This is a genomic window from Thalassospira lucentensis (genome assembly GCF_032921865.1).
GTDB lineage: Bacteria > Pseudomonadota > Alphaproteobacteria > Rhodospirillales > Thalassospiraceae > Thalassospira > Thalassospira lucentensis_A.
This window is the reverse complement of sequence record NZ_CP136684.1, coordinates 2,270,073-2,293,798: the sequence shown is the minus strand read 5'-3', so window position 1 is coordinate 2,293,798 and position 23,726 is coordinate 2,270,073. Positions and strand designations below refer to the sequence as shown.

Sequence of the window (23,726 nt, the reverse complement as noted above, 5' to 3'; positions counted from 1 at the left end):
AGTGTTGAAATGTTCCTGCATCAGGTCAATGTTAGTTTTGTATCATGACAAAATAACATTGACGTCTACACATTAACCCACAGGTCATGTTAGGGTCGGGAAAACCCCCAAGGAAGCACAAGGGTAGACAAGGGTAGGAATCGACAGGATGTGGCTGCCAAATATTGACCTGAGCGGCGATACGGGACCGAAATACAAGGCCCTTGTCGAAGCAATCATCACGGATATAGAGGCCGGGCGCCTTCGGCACGATGTCCGGATGCCGACCCATCGTGAACTGGCCTATCGGCTGCATGTCAGCGTGCAAACCGTCAGCGCGGCCTACAAGGAAGTAGAACGACAGGGTTATCTCAGATCGGAACGAAGAAGGGGCACATTCGTTCAGGCACGCCTGACAGATCGCGCATCGACCTTTATTCTGGATAACCGCCAGCCCGACCTGATCGACCTGTCGATCGTGCGCACGGCCTATACCGATTTCCACAATGATCTGTCGCGCCAGATACACAGCAGACTGGCCGAAGAAACCCACCACAACTGGATGGAAAGCTGCCGCCCGGTTGCCGGTTTTGAATATCATCGCGAAATCGGCAGTAAATGGCTGGAATCCATGGGTATTTCGGCCGAACTTCCCAATATCCTGATCACCAATGGTGCCGCCCAGGGGGTGTTTACCGCCCTCGCAACGGTGGTTCAGCCCGATGATGTCGTCCTGACCGAAAGCCTGACCGATCATGGGGTTATCGGCACGGCGAGCATCCTGCGGTTCAAGCTGGGCGCGTTGCCCACCGATGACGAGGGCATTCTGCCTGAAGCGTTCGAACGCGAATGCCGCGCGCGCCATATCCGCGCCCTTGTCGTTACCCCGATCTATACCAACCCGACCAACTGCCTGATGGGACTTGAACGGCGCAAACAAATCGCCGAGATCGCCGAACATTACGGCGTTTACGTCATCGAAGACGATGTATACCGCCCGCTTCTCGAACAAAACCTGCCGCCGATCACAAGCTTCCTGCCGCGTCTGGGCTTCCATGTTTCCAGCCTGACCAAGATTGTCATGCCGGGGCTTCGCACCGGTTTTCTCATCGTGCCACAGCATCTTTCGATCCGCGCCAGCAGCGTTCTGCGAGTCACCGGCTGGATGGGCACACCATTAATGGCCGAGATCGGCGCACGCTGGATTGCCGATGGCACCGTCGATCAGGCCGTAACGGTCCAACGCGCCCTGATGCGCGAAAGACAGACCCTTGTTGCGGAAATACTGGGCGATGCCGTGGTTCGCCACCACCCCACCTCGCTAAGCGCCTGGGTGCGTATTCCGCATCACTGGCAGGAAGAATGGTTTGCCTCGGAACTGCGGAAAAACGGGGTTGCCGTGACGATTTCCGATCCCTTCATGACCGTCAAGGTCCCCCGCCCGAATGCCATCCGGATTTGTGTTGGTGGGGCGGTTGATACCCCGTCCCTGCATCACGGTCTGATGCAGATCCGTCACACGATGGAACAGATGCCGGGTGTCCATGCCTTCGACGTTATGTATTGATTTTTGTCTCATGACAAAAATCTGATTGAACCGTCACAAACCGTTTTTATTCTGGCAGTCTGGCGTGAAGCGAGCAGGAAAACGTGTGGGAGGGAACCAACAACCACACACAACGTTCAGCAAGAATGTCTCGCACGCGCATCATGGAGGTCGTATGTCGGATTCTAACGGGGAGGCTCCCGCGCCGAAAGGCGGGGTGCTGTCGGTGCTGAAACGGCTCGATGATGGATTATCTGTCGTCGAACGTCAGTTGCTGGGGTGGAGCATCGTGATCATGGCCGTCAATACGGTCGCCAATGTGATCATGCGTCTGGGTTTCAGTTCGAGCATCTTCTTTTCCGAAGAGCTCAATCAATTTCTGATCATTCTTGTCACATTCGTCGGCATCAGCGAGGCCGCCCGCATGGGGCGCCATATCCGCATGTCGGCCTTTACCGATATGCTGGGTCCGCAGGCCAGCAAGATCATGATGATCATCATCACGCTGGGCACGGCGGCCCTTCTGTTTCTTCTGGCATGGTATTCTATCGGCTATGTTTCATCCCTGATCCAGTCCAACCGCCTGACGCCTGCCCTTCGCATCCCATACTATCTGACCGTCCTCATCGTACCCTTTGGCCTGACCGTCACGGGGATCCAGTTCGTACTTGCCGCGGTAACGAATATCGTCAGACCCGGAACGCATCTGTCGTACCGGGTTGAGGATACGTTCTCCGAAGCTGACGACCATCATCTGTAGGGGGACGGAAAAATGGATCTTGGAACCACAATTCTCATCGTGATGCTCGTCCTTCTGGTGCTGGGTTTCCCGATGATGGTGCCGCTGACCATGGCCAGCGTTGTCGCCTTTACCTTCTACATGCCGATTGATCCCAAAATTCTGATCCAGCAAATGGTGACCGGGATTTCACCGGTGGCACTGATTGCCGTGCCGATGTTCATCTTTGCCGCCGATATCGTGACAAAGGGACATACGGCCAACCGGCTTATCGACCTTGCCATGACCTTTGTCGGTCATGTGCGCGGCGGCCTTGCCGTAACAACCGCCCTTGGCTGTACGCTTTTTGGCGCGGTATCGGGTTCGACACAGGCAACCGTGGTTGCGATGGGCGGACCTTTGCGCCCGAAAATGCTTAAGGCAGGCTACAAAGACAGCTTTGCCATGGCCCTGATCATCAATGCCAGTGACATCGCGTTTCTGATCCCGCCCTCCATCGGCATGATCGTGTTTGGCGTGGTTGGCAAGGTATCGATCGGCGAACTGTTCCTGGCCGGGATCGGTCCGGGCATTCTGATCCTTCTGATGTTTTCGGCCTATTGCGTCTATTACGCAAAAAAGAACAACATCCCGACCATCCCGCGCATGAGCTGGGCGGAACGCGGCAAGGCCGTTATCAATGCCGGCCCGGCCATCATGTTCCCGGTTCTAATTGTTGGCGGCATCTATCTCGGCTGGGTCAGCCCGACCGAAGTCGCCGCCGTTTCCGTGGTCTATGCCATCATTCTTGAGGTTCTGATCTTCAAGTCGGTGAAATGGTCGGAAATGCTGGAAATCGCCCGATCGACCGGCCTGATCACCGCTGTGGTCTTCATCCTTGTCGGTGCGGGTACAACTTTCTCCTTCGTGATTTCCTTTGCCCAGATTCCGCAACACGTGATCGGTGCATTGGGTCTTGAAGGTGCGAACAGCTATCTGATCCTTGCCGCCATCTGCATCGCCTTCTTCATTGGCTGCATGTTCGTTGATCCGATTGTTGTCATTCTGGTGCTGACACCGATCTTCATGCCGCTGGTACGTGATGCCGGGCTTGATCCGGTGCTGGTCGGTACATTGGTGACCCTGCAGGTCGCCATCGGGTCGGCAACGCCACCATTTGGCTGCGATATTTTCACCGCCATCGCGATCTTCAGGCGACCTTATTACGAGGTCATCCGCGGAACGCCGCCCTTTATCTTCATGCTTCTGCTGGCCGCCGTGATTCTGGTCTTTGTTCCGCAGATCGCATTGTTCCTGCCGACCATGGCTTTCCGTTAATCGGCAGGTAACCGGGATCGTCCCGGAAAGAACAACCACAATATCAAACCGGGGTGCGGGCATTCATTGCCCCGCCCCATCAAGGAGTTCAGGACGATGTCCGTTGCCCCCGCGGTCACGCCAGAGCCGGTAGACCTGTCCTATTTGCCCGATCCGGTTGCCCCGGCCGGGCGGATAGGGCTGATTACGCTCGCCACCGATTTCAATAGCGAGGATGACCTGCGTCGCATCATTCCCGATGATGTTGGCCTGTTCACCACCCGCATTGAAAATGCCAATCCCATCACGGTCGACACCCTGCGCAGCATGGCTGACGATCTGCCACGTGCCGCACGCACACTGTTGCCGGGCTATGGGGTGGATGTTGCCATTTTTGGCTGCACGTCGGGCACGGCGGTCAATGGATCGGACCGGATCGAAGCCCTGATCAACAAGGGAATGCCGGGCACAGCCGTGACCAATCCGTTGCTGGCAACAGATGTCGCATTGCGAACAATCGGTGCGCAAAAAATCGCCGTGGTCGCCCCCTATGTTCTGGATGTCACCCGATCCGTTGCCGAACAACTGATCGTGCGCGGTTTCGATGTGACCCGGCTGATGGGGTTCGGGCTTGAAAACGATATTGATATGACCGCAATCCCGCCCGACGCCCTTTTGGCTGCGGCCCTGCAGGTCAATAGCCCGGATGCCGATGCCGTGTTCATTTCATGCACCGCAATTCGGTCCGCCGAGATTGCCGAACGTGCGGAAAAGCTTCTGGGCAAGCCCGTGATCACCAGCAATCAGGCAATGATCTGGCATGCGCTGCATCTGATGAAATACGACAAACCGGTCGCGGGGTTCGGAACCCTGTTTGACCACGCCCCACACAAATCGTAACGAGGTCGCCATGAAGGAACCCATCACGCTTGGTGATGTGCTTTCTGCCCGCAAAACCATCGCGGGCCACGTGATCCATACACCACTGCGCCCGTCTGCCAGCCTGTCTGAGCAGATCGGATCGCCCGTGTGGCTAAAATGCGAACACCAGCAATATACCGGCAGCTTCAAACTGCGCGGGGCGGCGAATGCCGTTCTGAAACTGTCACCCGAACAAAAGGAAAAGGGCGTTGTCGGCGTATCGACCGGCAATTATGGCCGCGCCCTTGCCAATGCGGCACGCAATGCCGGGGTGCGCGCCGTCATCTGCATGTCCGAACTGGTCCCGAAAAACAAGGTCGAAGGCATCCGCGCCCAGGGGGCAGAAATCTGCATTTCCGGCACCTCGCAGGACGAAGCCCAAAAGGAAGTCGACCGTCTGGTATCGGAAAAGGGCATGACCATGCTGCCCCCCTTTGACCATGCCGATATCATCGCCGGTCAGGGAACCCTTGGCCTTGAAATCCTTGAACAGCTTCCCGAAACCGACACGCTTCTGGTGCCATTGTCGGGCGGCGGGCTGCTGGCGGGTGTTGCGCTGGCGGCGAAGTCGATCAATCCGGCCATCCGGGTTGTCGGCATTTCGATGGAACGCGGCTGTGCGATGATCACAAGCTTGCAGGAAGGCAAACCGACCGCGGTCAAAGAACTGCCGACACTGGCCGACAGTCTGGGCGGCGGCATCGGGCAAAACAACCAATACACATTCGATATGTGTGCCGATCTGACCGATGACTTTGTTCTGGTGAACGAAGCCCAGATCGCGGACGGCATCCGGGCCGCCTATCACGATGACCAGCAGGTGATCGAAGGGGCCGCTGCCGTTGGTATCGCGGCCCTTCGCGCCGGATTGATCGACAATCCCGGCACCACGGTCGTTCTGTCGACCGGCTGCAATATCGACATGGATTTGCATAAACGTATTGTCGGCGGCGAAGACGTCGACCTGATGGCGGAGTAACCAATATGCCCAACATCAGAATTCTGACCGAAACCGACCTTCGCAACGTTATCACCCTTGATACCGATGCGATTGCCTGTATCGAAAATGCCTTTCTGGCCCTGGCGACCAAGGATGTGCGGATGCCGCCAATCCTTCGGCTTGATATCGACGACCACAATGGCGAGGTCGATGTCAAAACCGCCTATGTCCCCGGACTGGACAGTTTCGCCATCAAAATCAGCCCCGGCTTTTTTGACAATCCGAAACTCGGCCTGCCGTCGGTCAACGGGTTGATGAACCTGTTTTCGGCCAAAACCGGCCTGCTCGAAGCCGTCATGCTCGATAACGGGTATCTGACCGATGTCCGCACCGCCGCTGCCGGGGGTGTCGCCGCCAAACATCTGGCACGCAAGGATGCAAAACATGCCGCGATCTTCGGGGCCGGGGTGCAGGCGAAATTGCAGCTCAAGGCGCTTAAACTGGTACGCGGCATCACATCGGCCACCATCTGGGCACGCGACATGGCCAAGGCCGAACTCTGTGCCGCCGCCTGCGCCAGCGAACTTGGCCTTTCCGTAACCGCAACGCCCGATGGCCGGGCCGCGGCACAGGATGCCGACATTATTGTCACCACCACCCCCGCACGTGAACCGGTCCTTTTGTCGGACTGGGTCAAACCCGGTACCCATATCACTGCGATGGGATCGGATGCGGAACATAAAAACGAAATCGACCCGGCATTAATCGGCCGGGCAGACCTTTATGTGTGCGACAGCCTTTCGCAATGCCGGATCCTGGGCGAACTGCATCACGCCATTGATGCCCGGATCATCAAAGCCGACCGCACATTTTCAGAACTGGGGCAGGTTATCGCCGGATCGGCATCTGGACGTACGTCCGATGATGCGATCACGGTTGCCGATCTGACCGGTACGGGTGTCCAGGACACCGCAATCGCCACCCTCGCCCGCGCCCGCTGCGACGCAGCCAAGGCTGGGACCGAGATCACGTCGTAATAACAAAGGGAAACAGGGTCAGGAAAAACTGAAACCCCGCCTTTTTTTGGAGGCCTGCGATGAGCCAGGTTGAATTGAATTTCACGCGCGAGGAATATGCCGAGCGTCTGGAAAAAACAAAAAAAGCCATGGTGGAAAAGGGGCTCGATCTTCTGATCGTGACCGATCCATCAAACATGGCCTGGCTGACCGGCTATGACGGCTGGTCGTTTTATGTTCACCAATGCGTCCTTGTTCCGATCGAAGATGATCCGATCTGGTTCGGCCGGTCGCAGGATGCAAACGGGGCAAAGCGCACGGTCTATATGACCCATGACCGCATCATCCCCTATGCCGATTACTATGTGCAATCCACCACCCATCATCCGATGGATTACCTGTGCGAAGTGATCGAATATCGCAATTGGGGCACGCGCAATATCGGCGTGGAAATGGACAATTACTATTTCTCGGCCAGATGCTATGCGCAATTGCAGGCCCATCTGCCCAATGCAAAGTTCCATGACGCAACCGCACTGGTAAACTGGCAGCGCGCGGTAAAATCCGAGTCCGAGATTTTCTATATGCGTCAGGCGGCCCGCATCGTCGAAAACATGCATGAACGCATTTTCGAGGTTGTCGAACCGGGCATGAAGAAAAACGAACTGGTTGCCGAAATCTATCGTTCGGGGATTGTCGGCATTGACGGGATCGGCGGGGACTACCCGGCAATCGTGCCGTTGCTGCCATCGGGTGCCGATGCCGGTGCACCACATCTGACCTGGGATGACAAACCGATACCGGGCGATGCCGGAACGTTTTTCGAGATTGCCGGTTGCTATAAACGCTATCACGCACCGCTATCGCGCACTGTTTATCTGGGGCAACCCGAACAGCGTTTCCTTGATGCCGAAAGTGCCCTGATCGAAGGCCTTCAGGCTGGCCTTGAAGCCGCCAAACCCGGCAACGTCTGCGAAGATATCGCCGTTGCCTTCTTTGGCGTGCTGCAAAAATACGGCATCCACAAAGACAGCCGGTGTGGCTATCCCATCGGGCTTTCCTATCCGCCCGACTGGGGCGAACGCACCATGAGCCTGCGCCCCGGTGACCGCACGGTTCTTGAACCGGGCATGACATTCCATTTCATGCCGGGACTCTGGTTTGATGACTGGGGGATCGAGATCACCGAAAGCATGATGATCACGGAAACAGGCAGCAAAACGCTGACCAGTTATCCAAGGCAGTTATTCGTCAAAAACTGACGCGAATACCGCCGATCACAATCGCATCGCAGATAAAATGCCGGTGCAAGACTGCCACGCAGGATACCGACGGTCGCGGTATCCTGCCTTTATGCAAGGAAACGGCCATGACAAAGAAATCCCCGATTACGCCAACGATCCCGTTCGATCAGGATGGTGTTCATCACGGTTTTTTAAAGCTGCCCTATTCGCGTGATGATTCCGCGTGGGGGGCTGTGATGATCCCGATCACGGTCATTCGTAACGGTAATGGCCCCACCGCCCTTCTGACCGGCGGCAATCACGGTGACGAATACGAAGGTCTGGTATCGCTGTTCAAACTGGCGGGGAAACTGTCACCTGCTGAAATCACCGGGCGGGTCATCATTTTACCGGCGATGAATTTCCCGGCTTTCCTGAATGCGTCGCGGACTTCCCCGATTGACAAGGGCAACCTTAACCGCAGCTTCCCCGGCAAGGCCGATGGTACGGTGACACAGAAAATCGCCGATTACGTCCTGCGCCATCTGGTACCCGAAGCCGACATCGTCCTTGATCTGCATTCCGGCGGCAAGACGCTGGACTTCATTCCGTTTGCCGCCGTCCACGTCCTTGATGACAAGGAACAGGAAGCCCGTTGCGTAAACGCGATGAAGGCCTTTGCCGCCCCTTATTCGATGATGATGCTCGAACTTGATTCGGTCGGCATGTTCGACACGGTTGTTGAGGAAGCCGGCAAAACATTCGTCACCACCGAACTGGGTGGTGGGGGTTCAACCACCGCAGAACGGGTGGCGATTGCCGATCGCGGGGTGCGCAACCTTCTGATCCATGCCGGTATTCTGACCGGTGAACCGGACGTCCCCGACGATAGCGGCGTAATGCTGGATATGCCGGATGGCAACTGTTTCGTTGCGTCGGTTTCAAGCGGCCTGTTCGAACCCTGTGTCGATCTGGGGCAGATGGTCACGCGCGGTGATCTGATTGCGCGCGTTTACGATGCCAACCGGACCGGCGGGGTGCCGACGGAATACAAGGCACCGCGTGATGGCATCGTCGCCTGTCGCCATTTCCCCGGCCTGATCAAAACCGGTGACTGTCTTGCCGTCATTGCCGAGGTGGTCGGGAAATGATCAGGCTGGATGATCAGGATCTGAAAATCCTGCTCACGCTGCAACGCGAGGGGCGCATCACCAAGGTCAAACTGGCCGAGGCGGTGAACCTCTCGCCAAGCCCGTGCTGGGAACGGCTCAAGCGCCTTGAAGACCTTGGCGTGATTTCGGGCTATCACGCCCATATCAATCTTGAAATGCTGGTCAAGCCGACCCTTGTGATGACCGAGGTAACGCTTCGTCATCACCAGCACGAGGATTTCACGATTTTCGAAAAGGCCGTTCAGGACATCCCCGAAATCGTCGAATGCTATGCCCTTGGCGGCGGGGTCGATTATATGCTCAAGATACTCTGTCGTGATGTCGATGCCTATCAGCGCCTGATCGACGGACTTTTGATCGCAGGCATCGGTATTGACCGATATTTTACCTATATCGTGACAAAAAAGGTCAAAACCACACCGGTCCCGCCAATCGACGCCCTTTTGGATCCCTCGATCCGGAAATAACGGCCGACTGGCAGCATCCGGAAAGGCAAAACGGGGGTCATCGGCATGAAGGATGTGATGGAAAGCTGGCAATTATGGGCTGCCCTTGCCGCCTGCTTTGCCGCCCTGACCGCGATTTTTGCCAAGGTCGGGATTGAAAACATCAATTCCGACTTTGCCACCTTTATCCGCACCGCAATCATTTTCGTCATGGTCTTCGCCATCCTGATGATTGGCGGTCACTGGCAAAACCCGGCAACCGTATCGGCCAAAACATGGTGGTTCCTGATCCTGTCCGGGCTTGCGACCGGGGCATCGTGGTTATGCTACTTCCGCGCACTCAAGATTGGCGAGGCCGCAAAGGTCGCCCCGATTGACAAGCTCAGCGTCGTACTGGTTGCGATCTTCGGCGCAGCATTTCTTGGTGAAAAACTGTCCCCCGCAAGCTGGCTTGGCGTCGTGATGATCGGCACCGGTGCCGCGCTTATTGCCTGGAAAGGCTAAATTTAAACGCTTCCCAACCTGCCAAAGTTGTGGCGAAATCGGTTTTATCATTTGGCCTATGGGGGAATGGGTGATGAAACCGGGCGTTACCATGATCAGGACCATGACGATTGGCATTCTGGGCATAAGCCTTTCTGCCTGCCAGACAGTCAACACACCCCCAGCCCCCTCGCCCGTGCCATCGCAAACATCCCTTGCCCCGGCCAGTGTTTCCGATCCCGGCAGCATCGCATTCCGGATCAACCCATCCGGTAACGGCGCTTACTACGGCTGGCAGATGCAGGTCGTAAAGGCTTCCCGCAACAAGGGGTTCAAGCCCTTCACCACCGAACAGCTTTCCGCCGGACAGATGAAGGAATATACCCTTTGGCCAGACAGCTACCTGGTCAGGGTCTCTCGACTGGGCGAACTGAAATCGGAAAGCTGGGTTGATGTGCTCCCCGGCGAGGTCACGGTGGTTTATGCCGATTACGGCCTGTTTTCCGAAGACGTCAAAATAAGCCGCGAACCCGATCCCGCCCGGATTGACCCCAATATCGACACCACGGTATGGCGCATACCGATCACTACCACCTATGGCCCCGAAGTCATGTTTGCCCATGACGGCTACCGGGCGGAATATACCGGCCCGCAAAATAACGGCAATCCGGTCGGCACCGGCACGGTCGAAATCACCCGCAACGAACAGCCCTTTGCCGAAATCGACAATGCCGACATTACCGGCGATAAAATCACCGGCGACATCGAATATGCCGATGGCCGCGTGGTGGACGGCGAATATCTAAGCGACAGCCGCCAGATCGAACCGGGCAGCACGACCAAATGGCCCGATGGCACAAGCTTTACCGGCACCTATCGCGTGTTCGACCCGCGTGAGGGTGAACTGCGCATGGCGGACGGCAATGTCTGGCAGGGGCCGGTGCGCGAACGCAAGCCCGCCGGTCAGGGCCGCCTGACCTGGTGGGAAGGCGGGTGGATGGAACTGCCCGAAGGATCGGCATTCCCAAGCCAGACCGGCCAATTCGTCTGCGGCGGGGAAACCGTCCCGGCCGGTGATTGCTATTATTACGGCGGCAAAAAGCTTTCGGGGCCGGATGAACTGGCCACCCTGATGGAACGTGATCGCCAGCTTGCCGCAAAAGCCGCTGCCGAAGAAGCCGCCCGGAAAGCCGCATCCGAAACCACCCAACCGCAGGCCACAGCCCAAAGCGGTTGCCGCAATGCCAGTGGCACATTCCGCGACAATACCGGCAATTCCACCCTTAAACTCGACTCGCCCGGTCAGGGAAACGGTAATTTCGTCAGTTACACCTATGGCAGCGCGCAAAAATTCCGGTTCGAAATCGGCTTCACCTATGTCACCACGCCCGACAGCATTTCGGTCACCTATGGCAACGGCACCTATAGCGATGCGGCAACCGGACAGGTTCTGCAACGCATGAGTGCACCGTCAGGCACTGTTTCGTGCCGGTTTGACGGTAATCTTCTGGTCATGGACGGGGTGGAATACCGGCAGTAATCAAACAAACAAACCGCCGAAAAACATCCCAACTTACAATTAAACTCTTGGGCGAAACAAAGGCGAAAAGCGGCCAAACCGCCCCAATCCCCTTGATACTGGCCGTAAATTTGCCCGGAGGCCCGCGTAACCTTTTTGTCAGATGACAAGGAGATTACCGCGTGCCTGCACCTCAACAGACAGATGAATCCGCGGAAAACAACCGCGGCGATAAAATCTTTTTTGCTGCCTTCATGACCGGCGTTGCCGCGATCAGCTTCGGTATTGGTGCGTTTGTCATACTGGCCGAAGTACCGCCCTATCAGTCGATGAAAAACGCGTGGCGTGCGGGCACGGCCCTGTGGGAACAGCGTACCAAATACAGCAGTGTCGAACGGCTTGATTTCTGGTCCCCCGCCCGAACCGAAGAAACCGGTGTCACGATCAATAAAGCCGACAAGACCCAGAAAGGTCTGACCCTGTATTCGTCGGGTGACGGGCCGCATGCGGTGCTGGTCGATATGGATGGCAACATCGTGCATGAATGGCGCATGCCGTTCAGCGAAATCCACGATGAAACATCGCCGATCCCCAACCCGCAAAAAGACGATTTCATGCATTGGCATACCGCCAAGATGGCACCTGATGGTGACCTGATCGTGCAATATACCGCGGCGGGCGACACGCCATATGGCTATGGCATGGCCAAGATCGACCGCAATTCCAAACCGGTCTGGAAATATCTGGGAACCGCACATCACGATTTTTCGATTGCGCCTGATGGCCGGGTTTATGCCCTGACCCAGGAATTCCGCTTTAACACATATGACAACCGCAAACAGCTCACCCCGCCGCGGCTTGATGATTTCGCGGTGATCCTCTCGCCTGAAGGCAAGGAAATCAAACGTGTCTCGATCCTCGATGCGCTGATCAATTCCAGCTACGCCAACATGGTCGATTTCGCGCCCTATTTCTCGAACGAGGACGTGTTGCACACCAACACGATCCAGTTGATTACCGAAGAAACGGCGCAAAACTTTGAACAGGGCAAGGCGGGCGATGTTGTTCTGTCCTTCCGTGATCTTGGCATCATTGCCGTGCTTGATATGGATGCGGAAAAAGTCGTCTGGGCAACCCGTGGCCCCTGGCTGGGGCAGCATGACCCGGATGTCCTGCCAAACGGCGATATCCTGCTGTTTGACAATCAGGGCCAGCTTGCCGATCCGGACGCCGGTCAATCCCGCGTGCTGCAGATTGATCCCGCAACCAACGGCATCACCTGGGAATACAAGGGCACTGCCGAACACAGGTTTGACAGCAACATCCGTGCTGATCAGCAGCGCCTTCCCAATGGCAATACGCTGATTACCGAATCATCGGGCGGACGCCTTTTTGAAGTCACCCCGGAAGGCGAGATCGTCTGGGAATACCACAACCCGATCCGCCGTGATGATCCCGACAATCCCGGCCAAAAACTGATCCCCGTCGTATCGCAGGCCGAGCGCATCAGCGATGAACGCGCAGCCCTTTACAGCGATACCAACTTCACCCCGACCTCCCCTGATGGAGAAAAGCAATGAAACAGAACATGAAACTGCTTTCGATTGGAACCGCGACCATTGCTGCAGCAACACTTCTGACAGCCCTGCCTGCACAGGCATATGTGGGACCGGGCGCTGGTCTTAGCCTTCTGTCTGCTTTGTGGGCTGTTCTGGCCGCCGTATTTGTCGCGGTTGGCTTTGTCCTGCTGTGGCCGATCCGCAAAATGATGCGCAACCGCAAACGTGCGCAGCAAAACGGCTCTGGCACCACCTCGCATTCAACGCATTCGGCGCATTCGCACCAGCCGAAGGCCTGAACGGTCAACGACCAACAGGAACGATGACGCATGGGAATACTCGATTGGCCCGCCCCCGCCTTTAGCACCCTTGATGCCCTGATGGCAGATGCCCTCGGACCGTTTGGACGCGTCCTGATCTGGGCGCTGGTCTGTGCGGTGATTTCGATGCTGCTTTATAAGGTGCTGTCGCCGCAAACACGCATCAAGGCGATCAAGGAACGGCTGAAAGAAGCCCGCAAGGCCATGGCCGAAGACGATGGCGAGGATTTCGGCGAAGGCATGAAGCTGGCCAAGGCACAGCTTGCCCAGTCGCTGAAACTTGTCGGTTTCGTCATCGGCCCGGCGGTTGTCGCATCCCTGCCCGCCCTTGCGATGATCGTCTGGCTGGACGGGCAGTACGGTTATAGCTGCCCGGCACCGGGGCAGCAGGTTTCCATCAGCGCCCAGCCGGAAAATGTCGCCATCGAACAGGTCGGCATCAATCCGGCCGGATTGGAAGACGGTGCCTGTCCTGTTGTTCAGGTGCCCGGTGCCAGTGACGGTGAAACCTATCTGGTGGCACCGGCCGCCGCCATTCCCGTGATCCATCAAAAACAGTGGTGGAACCTGATTATCGGCAATCCGGCGGGCTATCTGCCCGACGACAGCCCGGTAACACAGCTTCGTTTCGAATTGCCAACCCAACAAATCATCAGCGCCGGCCCGGATTGGGCACGTGGCTGGGAACTGACTTTCTTCCTTGCTCTCGTATTGGGGTCGCTGGCGATCAAAAAAGGATTTCGCATCGAATGACTGGCCAAACGACATCCGAAAAATCAACCACACCCGCGTCTAATGGCGCAGCCTTCCATGTATCGGGCTGGGATAACTGGCTAAGCGGCCTGATTGCCCGCCACCCGATGCAATGGATCAGACTTGGCAATTTCGAAACGAAACTTGCCGGTGATGCGATTGAAGATGTCCAAATAGAAAAGCCGGTCTTTGTCGCGGGTCTTGCCCGATCCGGCAGCACGATCCTTCTGGAAACGCTGGCCCGCCATTCCGATGCGGCAACCCATCGTTACCGCGACTATCCGCCGGTTTTCACGCCCTATCTGTGGAACAAGTTTGTCGATCTTGCCCCCAAGGGCAAGGAGGTTGCGGTTGAACGCACCCATGCGGATGGCATCAACATCACGCCTGAAAGCCCCGAAGCGTTCGAGGAAATGATCTGGATGGCGTTTTTCCGTCATCTGCATGACGTCAATGAAAGCAACGTCCTTGATGGTCAGATCAGCAACCCGGCGTTCGAGAAGTTCTATCGCGATCACATCCGCAAACTGATCCATGTGCGCGGCGGCAAACGCTATATCTCCAAGGCGAACTATCTGGTCACCCGGATGGAATATCTGCTGTCGATCTTCCCCGATGCCAGGTTCGTCCTGCCGGTGCGTGATCCGCTGTGGCATATCGCATCCCTTGCCAAACAGCACGACCTGTTCTGCAAGGGCGAACAGGATAACCCACGCGCGGTCGCCCATATGCAGCGTGTCGGCCATTACGAATTCGGCCTTGATCGTCGTCCGATCAATACCGGCGATCTGCACGCCACCCGCCAGATCATGAAACACTGGAACGAAGGCAACGAAGTCGCCGGCTGGGCCCATTACTGGAGCGACCTGCACCACTACATCGCGGATCGCATGACCGTGAACAAGGCGCTTGGCGACGCGACGCTGGTGGTCCGTTACGAGGATTTCGTCGCCGACCCGGCAAATCAGTTACGCCGCCTGTTTGATCATGTCGACCTGCCCGACGCCGAACCGATCATCAATGAAGTCGCCCCGACCATTCACGCGCCGACCTATTACCGGCCGAAATTCAGCGACGAAGAAATTGATCTGATCCGCGATGTCACGGCAATTGCAGCCGCCCGTTTCGGGTATGACAGCAAACCGGAACAAGCTGCCCACATGGCCAAAACAAAACGCGCCTAGGGATTTTGAAATCCCCGGCGCGCCCCGAAACAATTGGCGTGAATTAAAAGCGATCAGTGATGGTCGCTTTTTCGCCCTGTGGCCATATGCCAGAAATCCCACGCACACAGCGCCAGCGTGATCCCGACCATGATGCCAAGATCCCAGCGCGTGACATAGCCAAACAGAATGCCAAGAAAGCCCCCAAAAACGATAAAGGCCAAAATCGCCATTGCCTGATCAAGACGTGACGGTATCATGACGATGCTCCTTCATTTTCAGAATTCGTAACAAATTCAACAAGCCAGCGCGCCGTTCGAAGCAACCGGGCATCATCGCCGCGCCGCCCGACAAGCTGCACGCCCATCGGCAACCCGTTTTCCGCCCAAAGCAACGGCAGCGTAATCGCAGGCGTCCCGCACAACGTCCAAAGACCGTTAAAAATGGCATTCCCGGTCGTATCAAGGCTGCCGGGGGCCGGGCCCGGTGCCGCCGGGGTGATGATCACATCGCAACGCTGGAACACTTCATCAAGCGCAACATTGTAAAGATCGCGCCAGTCCAGTGCGGCAAGATAATCCCGCGCCGTGACCCTGTTCCCCGCGTCAAGCGCCTCTGTCATCTGCGGGGATAATTGATCGCGTCCGCGCTTTTCATAGCTGTAATAACATTTCGCCATTTCGGCGAAATTGATCTTTGCCCGCAGGTCGGCGGCATCATCAAATGCCTTGGGCAGGGGTGCCTCAAAGCACTGTTCGCCCAAAACACTCGTCAATTCGCGAAACGCCATGACGGTATCGTCATCGGCCACACTGTCAAACTGTGGTGGGCGGACAAAGGCCAATGTCGGCGTTACCAGCGGCGTCGATTTGGCGGCTTCCTGCAAACGCGGGGTGGGTTGCAATGTCGTCGCCCGGTCACGCGCGTCATGCCCGAACAGGATTTCGGCAATCATCGCCGCCCCTTCGACAGAACGGGCAAACACACCAATGGTATCAAGCGACGGTGACTGGGCCAGAACCCCGGTACGGGAAATCGCGCCAAAGGTCGGCTTTAACCCGACCACCCCACAAAACGATGCCGGCCGGATGACCGAACCGCCGGTTTGCGTCCCCACGGCCAACGGCACCATCGCCGCGGCAACTGCCGCCGCCGACCCGGCCGATGATCCCCCCGGTGTGTGGGATGTGTTGTGCGGGTTGCGTGTTTTGGACGGGCACATGAAGGCCATTTCGGTCGAAACCGTCTTGCCCATGATGATCGCACCCGCCGCACGCAGCTTTTCGACCAGCACCGCATCCTCGGTCGGCACCCGTCCCTTATCAAGCGGCGTGCCATTTTCGGTTGGCATCCGGGCCGTATCGATAACGTCCTTCAGCCCGACCGGCAGACCATGCAACGGGCCGATCGGCATGCCCGACTGGCGGCGCGCGTCAAGCGCACGTGCCTGTGCCAGGACATAGTCACCATCAAGATAGGCCCACGCCTGAATTTCCGGTTCAAGTGCCGCGATCCGATTAAGGCAGGCCTCGGCATACTCGACTGCCCTCACGGCACCGGATGCCAGCCGGTCACGCACTTCGACCACGTCAAGGTTAAGCAACGGATTAAGTGTCATACCGACGGCCTCCTAACGTGCGCCATAGAACAGATCCGGCAGATGGAACACGATCTGGGGGAAGGTATACATCAGAACCATGCTGACAATCACCATGAACAGGAACGGCATGATCCCCTTGAAGATATCCGTCAGCAAAATACCCGGAGGCGAAACCCCCTTGAGGTAATAGGCCGACATCGCCATCGGCGGTGTCAGGAATGACGTCTGCAGGTTCAGCGCGACGAGGATACCAAAGAACAGCGGATCAATATCAAACAGCGGCAGCAGCGGCAGGAAGATCGGCACAAAGATGATGATGATTTCCGACCATTCCAGCGGCCAGCCAAGCAGGAAGATGATCAACTGCGCCAGCAGCAGGAACTGAAGCGGTGTCAGGTCAAGCCCACCAACGAACTCGGCAATGACATGCTCGCCACCAAGATACGAGAACACCGACGAGAACGTATAGGACCCGACAAACAGCCAGCACACCATGGCCGATGTCCGTACCGTCAGGTAAACGGACTCGCGCAGCCGGTCAAAGGTCAGCGCACGATACGCCAGCGCCAGAACCATCCCGCCCAGCGCCCCGATGGATGCCGCCTCGGTCGGGGTTGCCAGACCAAACAGGATCGACCCCAGAACCGCCAGAATAAGGAATGCCAGCGGGAAGAACGACGTCCCCAGCATCCACAGAACCTTGGGCAACGGCACATCAGGAATTTCATCGGATGTCGGACGCGGTGCGGCTTTTGGCTGCAACAAGGCACGCCCCACGACATAAAGCAGATAAAGCCCGACCAACGTCAGGCCCGGCAACAGCGCACCGGCATAAAGCCGCACGATCGACACACCCGATGCCGCGGCATACACAATCAGCATGATCGATGGCGGGATCAGAATGCCCAGCGTCCCGCCGGCACAGATGATGCCGGTGGCAAAACTTTTGTCATAACGGGCCTTGATCATCGCGGGCAGTGCCAGCATCCCCATCAGGGTCACCACTGCACCGACAATCCCGGTCGCGGTCGCAAACAGCGCACAGGTCACAAGGGCGGCAACGCCAAGCGAACCGGGGACATTCTTGGCAGCGATATTCAGTGTCGAGAACAACCGGTTAACGATATTGGCGCGTTCAACGATGTACCCCATGAACAGGAACAGCGGAACCGCGGTCAAGACCTCGTTCGACATCACCGTGTATGTCTGGTTGATAAACAGATCGAAAATCCGGTTATTCACCGCCCCTTCGATCCAGGTTATCGCCGATGTCAGGGTATCGCTGTCCTCGGCCAGACGGTCAAAGGCACGCCACATGCGTCCTGCGTCAAAATACGCGTAGTAACCAAAACCAATCCCCAGCGCCATCAGCGTAAACGCGACGGGAAAGCCAAGGAAAACAAGCATAATGAAGATGCCAAGCATCATCAGGGCGACATGTGCGTCAATCACGTTTGCAGCTCCGTTCGGACCGGTTATCGCGGGTTTCGATTTGGTTAGTTGTCTTTTGCGACATGCTGCTTCATCAGCAATTCTTCGGTTTCTTCGACATCGTCATCGGCACCGCGCCAGTATCCTTCACGCATGCACATGATGCAGCGCATGACCTGGGCGATCCCCTGAATGAACAGCAGAATCCCCGCAGCCACCATAATGGCCTTGAACTGAAAGATCGGAACGCCCGCCGGGCTGTTCACGCTGACTTCCCCGTATCCCCAGGACCGCGATGAATATTTCCAGCCTGTCAGGATCAGGGCCGTAATGCCGGGGAAGAAAAAGAAGATGTAAAGCACAAGGTCGACAGTCGCCTGTGTTCTTGGCTTCCAGAGACGGTAAAGGAAATCACCCCGCACATGGCCCCCGCGCGACAGCGTATAAGCCCCGCCCATCATGAATAACGAGCCATACATGATGAAGGAAACGTCGAGCGACCATGTCGTCGGCGCATTAAAAACATAACGCGCCATCACTTCGTAACTCATTCCCAACGTCATCAGGATGATGAGCCACCCGAAAGCCTTGGCAAACCAGGCCGAAAGCTTGTCCGCGAATTCAATAAAGCTGATCATGAAGTCTTTTCCGTTACCGTAGCAACCGCCCCGGGGATCATGGATCCCCGGGGCAGCCTTTGGGTCAGACAAACCGTATGAAACCGGTGGGTTTCATTACAGTTTCAGTTTGCCCGGGAAGTAGTGGTCATAGGCAAGCTGATAATCGGGCGAGTTCATCAGTTCATAATAGGTCACGCGCTCAACCCAGGCACGCTGACTATCAAGAACCTTCTTCATGAACGGATCTTCTTCAAGCTGCGGGATCAGTTTGTCCCAGGCATCAAGCTGGGCAGCCAGAATTTCCTTCGATGTACGATGGATGGTAACGCCTTCGTCTGCAAGTTTCTGCAGGTCGGACGAATAATTGTCCATCGCAAGTGCGGTGTTCGACGTCGAAGCCGCTTCCACGCCATACCGCAGGATCGCCTGCAGATCAGGTTCGAGGTCTTCATAGAAATCACGGTTGAAGATGAACTCGAAGCTTTCGGATGCCTGATGATAGGACGACAGATAGTAGTTCTTCGCCACATCCTGCGCGCCGAAACGCATGTCCGAAGACGGGTTGTTGAATTCAAACGCGTCAATCACGCCGCGTTCCATCGCCGGGACGATCTCGCCACCCGGAAGCTGTGCGACCGACATGCCCATCGATTGAAGCAGATCGGCAGCCAGACCCACGGTACGGTATTTGAAGCCCTGGATATCGGCGACGGAATTGACTTCACCCTTGAACCAGCCGAACGGCTGGGCCGGCATCGGGAAGCCAAGAAGACCAATCACGTTCAGCCCCATAACGTCCTGGGTCAGTTCGCGATAGAATTCTTCACCGCCACCGGCATAGAACCAGCTCAGCATGGTGGTTGCAGAACCACCAAACACCGGACCGGTACCAAACAGCGACGCTGCCTTGTTCTTGCCGTACCAGTAAACCGGCACGGAATGGGCGATATCGATCACGCCGTCATTGACGCCATCCAGAACCTGGAAAGCCCCGATAACGGCACCGGCCGGCAGAAGGTCAACCTTCAGGCGACCACCCGACATGGCTTCGACACGATCGGCATATTGCTTGGCAAATGTCATCCAGATGTCCGATGACGGCCAGGACGTCTGCATTTTGACGACCAAAGGTGCAGGTTGTGCATGAACTGCCGGGGCCGCGAACAGCCCCGAAGCAGCAGCGCCACCGGCAACAACACCGGTAGCACCCTTGGTAAGGAACGAACGGCGGGACACTTGCTTCGACTTCACGTCTTCAGGCGTAGGTATCTTTTTCATTACTTCCTCCCAGAATTATCGCCGCACCCGACAACTAATTGGCGGAAAATAGGCGATGATTTTCAGCCTTACATAGGCCCTGACCTGATACAAGGGACATCGAATATTTGGCCTTCCACCATGTGGAAAACTTTTTTCGATTATTATTTTCCGAAACATGACGTGTTCCGGAATTTAGCAAGTTCTTGTTTTTGGCGCGCCGTTAGGCAACGCGATCCTGCGGTTGCCCGCCGGAAAAGAAGGCATCAAGATTATCTAGCGCCCGAAAGCCCATGGCATCACGCGTCTCTTCAGTCGCAGAGCCTATATGTGGCAACAGGAAGACGTTTTTCAACGACGACAGATCGGGGTTTCCACCGGGTTCCTTGCGGAACACATCAAGCCCGGCCGCAAACAGCTTCCCGCTTTGAAGCGCCTTGATCAGGGCGTCCTCATCGACCAGATTGCCGCGCGCCGTATTGACCAGAATGGCCCGATCCGGCAGCAATGCGATGGTTTTCTCATTGATGATGCCGGTCGTATCGGGCGTCGCCGGACAATGCAGCGACAAGACATCCGATACCGCCAGAAGCCCCTCGACCGTGTCGTGGAAAACAGCACCCTTTTCAAGGTGACCCGGCAGACGGGTGCGATTGTGATAATGCACTTCCATGCCAAAGCCGCGTGCGCGCTCGGCGGCAACCTGCCCGACACGGCCCATGCCCAGAACGCCAAACCGCTTGCCGGTCACCTGCCGCCCGACCATAAAGGCCGGCGACCAGAAATCCCATTTCCCGGCCCGCACCATCGCATCACCTTCCGCACCACGCCGGGCCGCACCCAGCATGCACAGCATGGCGATCTCGGCCGTCGCATCGGAAAGCACATCGGGGGTATTGGTGACCGTGATCCCGGCCTTCTTTGCGGCCTCAAGATCAACATGGTCAACACCGACCGAATGATTGGCAATGATCCGCAACCGATCACCAAGATCGGCAATGACATCGGCACTGAAATGTTCGGAATGGCAGGGAAGAACCGCGTCAACATCCTGACAGCGCGCAATCAGCTCATCACGCGAAAAGACGTGATCCGCGTCGTTCAGAATGACCTGATAATCACGCGCCGCACGCGCCTGGACCGCATCGGTCAAACGCCGGGTGATCAGTAGCACAGGCTTCTCCGCCATCGTCTACTCCCTGTTTCCTGCATGGATTGCAGTTTTCTTTATACCGCATTGAAACACTTTCGCGGCAGATAGAACAATAGCATATCAACCCAACAGGGTGACTTTTCCACCAGATGGAATACCAGACCGCTTTGCCCGTCATCGCAAATTCCCCGGATGCCTCCTTTCCGTAACGGCACCCGGCCATAAAAAAGCAGGCGGTCGATCACAAGGATCGCCGCCTGTTTCTCCCCAGATGTTCCAATTTGCGTGGTGATCCCGTTTCCGGAACCTAAAAGCTGACCCACACAGCGCCACGCTGGCTGGAACGGACCACTGCCTCGACAAATTTCATGCCTTTGACACCTTCATTGATCCCCGGGATCAGCATCGATGCCGGATCGGCCTTGCCATTGGTAATCCGCGCGATCAGCTGATCGGCGAAATCGGTGTAAAGATTGGCAAAACCTTCAAGATAACCTTCCGGGTGGCCCGGCGGCACGCGGACCCCACGCAATCCGGCTGATCCGATCCCCGCCCCGCCGCGCGTCATCAGTTCCGGGCGGCCGTCAAGCGGGCGGAAATGCAGATGGTTGGGATGTTCCTGCGCCCATTCAATGCCGCCCTTGTCACCATAGACCCGAAGCCTGAGGCCATTTTCATGGCCAATCGCCACCTGGCTTGCCCAAAGCATCCCGCGCGCGCCATTATCGTAACGCAGCAGGATCTGGACATTGTCGTCAAGCTTGCGGCCCGGCACGATGGCATCGATATCCGCGCACAATTCCGCAATCTCAAGCCCGGTGACAAAATCGGCAAGGTTATGGGCATGCGTTCCGATATCGCCCAACGCCCCGCCCATCCCGGCCTTGGCCGGATCGGCACGCCAATGGGCCTGCTTGTTGTCGGTATCCTCGACACGCGTTGCCATCCAGCCTTGCGGATATTCAACCTGCACCAGACGGATATCGCCAAGCTTGCCATCACGCACCATCTGGCGGGCTTCGCGCACCATCGGATAGGCGGTGTAATTATGCGTCAATGCGAACAGAAGCCCGGTTTCGCGCACCTTGGCCGCCAGCAATTCGGCTTCTTCAACATTCAGACAAAGCGGCTTGTCGCAAATCACATGAATACCGGCATCCAGCATCGCCATGGCGGCCGGGAAATGCAGGTGGTTTGGCGTGACAATCGCGCAGGCATCAATGCCATCCTCGCGCGCGGCTTCCTGTTTGGCCATGTCGGCAAAACTGTCATAGGACCGGTCGGGTGCAATAAACAGTTCCGCCGCCGACGCGCGTGCAATATCGGGTTTGGACGACAACGCCCCCGCAACCAGTTCATACCGGTCATCCAGACGGGCCGCAATGCGATGCACCGCGCCAATAAACGCCCCCTGCCCGCCGCCAACCATGCCAAGGCGGATGCGCCGCGCCGGATTTTTCGTCTCAGTCATGTCAATCTCCGTCCTGAATGGTTTTCTGCCGTCGCCTTAATCAAGCCCCAGCAGACGCCGATTGGTGGCCTCGTCAGCACCGCTATCGGCGAAATCGTCAAATGCCTTTTCGGTCACGCGGATAATGTGGTTGCGAATGAAATCGGCCCCTTCGCGCGCGCCGTCTTCGGGATGTTTCAACGCGCATTCCCATTCCAGCACGGCCCAGCCATCGAAATCAATCGCCGCAAGTTTCGAAAAGATCGCGCCAAAATCAACCTGCCCGTCGCCAAGCGACCGGAACCGCCCCGCACGCCCGACCCAGCCCTGATAACCGGAATAAACGCCCTGCCGCCCGGTCGGATTAAATTCGGCATCCTTGACGTGGAACATCTTGATCCGGTCGGCATAGATATCGATGAAATCCAGATAATCCAACTGCTGCAATACAAAGTGGCTCGGATCATAAAGGATGTTGCACCGCGCGTGGTTTTTGACGCGTTCAAGGAACATCTCGAACGTCACACCATCAAACAGGTCCTCGCCCGGATGGATTTCATAACAGACATTGACGCCATTTTCCTCGGCCACATCAAGGATCGGCAACCAGCGTTTTGCCAGTTCATCAAACGCGGTTTCAATCAGGCCCGCCGGGCGTTGCGGCCACGGATAGACATAGGGCCAGGCAAGGGCGCCTGAAAATGTCGCATGATCGCCAATGCCCAGATGGCGGGATGCGCGGATCGCGGCCTTCACCTGATTGACCGCCCATTCCTGGCGCGCCTTCGGGTTGCCGCGCACTTCGGGGGCGGCAAAACCGTCAAACATCTCGTCATAGGCCGGATGCACCGCCACAAGCTGCCCCTGCAGATGGGTCGAAAGTTCGGTAATCTCGACACCATGTTCGGCCAGAATACCCTTGGCCTCGTCACAGTAATCCTTGCTTTGGGCAGCCTTTTCGACATCGAACAGGCGCTTGTCCCAGCTCGGGATCTGCACCCCCTTATAGCCAAGCGACGCCGCCCAGCGTCCGATATTGGAAAGGCTGTCAAACGGGGCCTCGTCCCCGGCAAACTGGGCAAGGAAAATCGCCGGTCCCTTAAGCGTTTTCATACTGACCTCGTGTGTTTTCTTCCGGGT

General features: G+C 56.9%; 23 protein-coding genes. 15 read left to right on the top strand and 8 right to left on the bottom strand.

Translation table 11 applies throughout. From position 1 onward, the window contains the following. Positions 1–148: 148 nt before the first annotated feature. From R1T41_RS11200 to R1T41_RS11130, 15 genes are all read left to right on the top strand, one after another. Entirely contained in the window at positions 149–1,546 is a 1,398-nt protein-coding gene (locus R1T41_RS11200) for a PLP-dependent aminotransferase family protein (protein ID WP_317337080.1), read from the top strand. Between the two features lie 154 nt (positions 1,547–1,700). Further along, a complete protein-coding gene (locus R1T41_RS11195; RefSeq protein WP_231858165.1) occupies positions 1,701–2,285 on the top strand; it encodes a TRAP transporter small permease in 585 nt (194 codons plus the stop codon). Positions 2,286–2,297: 12 nt separating this feature from the next. Further along, on the top strand, positions 2,298–3,581 hold the full coding sequence (locus tag R1T41_RS11190) for a TRAP transporter large permease (RefSeq protein ID WP_062949525.1): 1,284 nt from the start codon (positions 2,298–2,300) through the stop codon (positions 3,579–3,581). A 96-nt stretch (positions 3,582–3,677) separates the two neighbouring features. Then, on the top strand, positions 3,678–4,460 hold the full coding sequence (locus R1T41_RS11185; RefSeq protein WP_317337075.1) for an Asp/Glu racemase: 783 nt from the start codon (positions 3,678–3,680) through the stop codon (positions 4,458–4,460). Between the two features lie 10 nt (positions 4,461–4,470). Beyond that, the gene (gene eutB, locus R1T41_RS11180) at positions 4,471–5,460 is read left to right on the top strand and encodes a hydroxyectoine utilization dehydratase EutB (RefSeq protein ID WP_114111758.1); all 990 of its coding nucleotides are present in this window, start codon (positions 4,471–4,473) and stop codon (positions 5,458–5,460) included. Between the two features lie 5 nt (positions 5,461–5,465). After that, positions 5,466–6,458: an ectoine utilization protein EutC gene (eutC, locus tag R1T41_RS11175; RefSeq protein WP_114123070.1), complete on the top strand. Its 993-nt coding sequence runs from the start codon at positions 5,466–5,468 to the stop codon at positions 6,456–6,458. A 59-nt stretch (positions 6,459–6,517) separates the two neighbouring features. Continuing rightward, positions 6,518–7,699, top strand: a complete 1,182-nt coding sequence (gene doeA, locus R1T41_RS11170) for an ectoine hydrolase DoeA (protein ID WP_317337066.1) — start codon at positions 6,518–6,520, stop codon at positions 7,697–7,699. Positions 7,700–7,806: 107 nt separating this feature from the next. After that, positions 7,807–8,811, top strand: a complete 1,005-nt coding sequence (gene doeB, locus R1T41_RS11165; RefSeq protein WP_062949535.1) for a N(2)-acetyl-L-2,4-diaminobutanoate deacetylase DoeB — start codon at positions 7,807–7,809, stop codon at positions 8,809–8,811. Then, complete coding sequence (locus tag R1T41_RS11160; RefSeq protein ID WP_062949537.1) at positions 8,808–9,299, top strand: Lrp/AsnC family transcriptional regulator; 492 nt, start codon at positions 8,808–8,810, stop codon at positions 9,297–9,299. The genes doeB and R1T41_RS11160 overlap by 4 nt, the downstream gene beginning before the upstream one ends. A 45-nt stretch (positions 9,300–9,344) precedes the next feature. Beyond that, positions 9,345–9,782, top strand: coding sequence for an EamA family transporter (locus tag R1T41_RS11155; RefSeq protein ID WP_411045421.1), 438 nt, complete (start codon positions 9,345–9,347; stop codon positions 9,780–9,782). A gap of 73 nt (positions 9,783–9,855) precedes the next feature. Continuing rightward, positions 9,856–11,301 (top strand): hypothetical protein, encoded by a 1,446-nt coding sequence (locus R1T41_RS11150; protein WP_317341557.1) that lies wholly within the window; start codon positions 9,856–9,858, stop codon positions 11,299–11,301. Positions 11,302–11,462: 161 nt separating this feature from the next. After that, complete coding sequence (locus R1T41_RS11145) at positions 11,463–12,860, top strand: arylsulfotransferase family protein (RefSeq protein ID WP_114111754.1); 1,398 nt, start codon at positions 11,463–11,465, stop codon at positions 12,858–12,860. Continuing rightward, entirely contained in the window at positions 12,857–13,138 is a 282-nt protein-coding gene (locus tag R1T41_RS11140) for a hypothetical protein (RefSeq protein WP_062949546.1), read from the top strand. The genes R1T41_RS11145 and R1T41_RS11140 overlap by 4 nt, the downstream gene beginning before the upstream one ends. A 30-nt stretch (positions 13,139–13,168) precedes the next feature. Then, positions 13,169–13,912, top strand: coding sequence for a hypothetical protein (locus R1T41_RS11135; RefSeq protein WP_247794094.1), 744 nt, complete (start codon positions 13,169–13,171; stop codon positions 13,910–13,912). Continuing rightward, positions 13,909–15,096, top strand: a complete 1,188-nt coding sequence (locus R1T41_RS11130; RefSeq protein WP_062958668.1) for a sulfotransferase family protein — start codon at positions 13,909–13,911, stop codon at positions 15,094–15,096. The genes R1T41_RS11135 and R1T41_RS11130 overlap by 4 nt, the downstream gene beginning before the upstream one ends. A gap of 53 nt (positions 15,097–15,149) precedes the next feature. On the opposite strand, the gene R1T41_RS11125 is transcribed toward R1T41_RS11130, so the two are convergent. From R1T41_RS11125 to R1T41_RS11090, 8 genes are all read right to left on the bottom strand, one after another. Beyond that, a complete protein-coding gene (locus R1T41_RS11125; RefSeq protein WP_062949552.1) occupies positions 15,150–15,335 on the bottom strand; it encodes a hypothetical protein in 186 nt (61 codons plus the stop codon). Further along, complete coding sequence (locus R1T41_RS11120; RefSeq protein ID WP_317341556.1) at positions 15,332–16,693, bottom strand: amidase; 1,362 nt, start codon at positions 16,691–16,693, stop codon at positions 15,332–15,334. Before R1T41_RS11120 ends, R1T41_RS11125 begins: the two co-directional genes overlap by 4 nt. A 12-nt stretch (positions 16,694–16,705) precedes the next feature. Next, complete coding sequence (locus tag R1T41_RS11115) at positions 16,706–18,127, bottom strand: TRAP transporter large permease subunit (RefSeq protein WP_062949556.1); 1,422 nt, start codon at positions 18,125–18,127, stop codon at positions 16,706–16,708. A 44-nt stretch (positions 18,128–18,171) separates the two neighbouring features. Continuing rightward, positions 18,172–18,744: a TRAP transporter small permease subunit gene (locus R1T41_RS11110; protein ID WP_062949558.1), complete on the bottom strand. Its 573-nt coding sequence runs from the start codon at positions 18,742–18,744 to the stop codon at positions 18,172–18,174. A gap of 96 nt (positions 18,745–18,840) precedes the next feature. Further along, on the bottom strand, positions 18,841–20,004 hold the full coding sequence (locus tag R1T41_RS11105) for a TRAP transporter substrate-binding protein (RefSeq protein WP_062949560.1): 1,164 nt from the start codon (positions 20,002–20,004) through the stop codon (positions 18,841–18,843). A gap of 202 nt (positions 20,005–20,206) precedes the next feature. After that, entirely contained in the window at positions 20,207–21,172 is a 966-nt protein-coding gene (locus tag R1T41_RS11100) for a 2-hydroxyacid dehydrogenase (RefSeq protein ID WP_297206396.1), read from the bottom strand. Positions 21,173–21,443: 271 nt separating this feature from the next. After that, the gene (locus tag R1T41_RS11095; RefSeq protein WP_317341555.1) at positions 21,444–22,607 is read right to left on the bottom strand and encodes a Gfo/Idh/MocA family oxidoreductase; all 1,164 of its coding nucleotides are present in this window, start codon (positions 22,605–22,607) and stop codon (positions 21,444–21,446) included. A 36-nt stretch (positions 22,608–22,643) separates the two neighbouring features. Then, positions 22,644–23,699: a sugar phosphate isomerase/epimerase gene (locus R1T41_RS11090; protein ID WP_317341554.1), complete on the bottom strand. Its 1,056-nt coding sequence runs from the start codon at positions 23,697–23,699 to the stop codon at positions 22,644–22,646. Positions 23,700–23,726 lie beyond the last annotated feature (27 nt).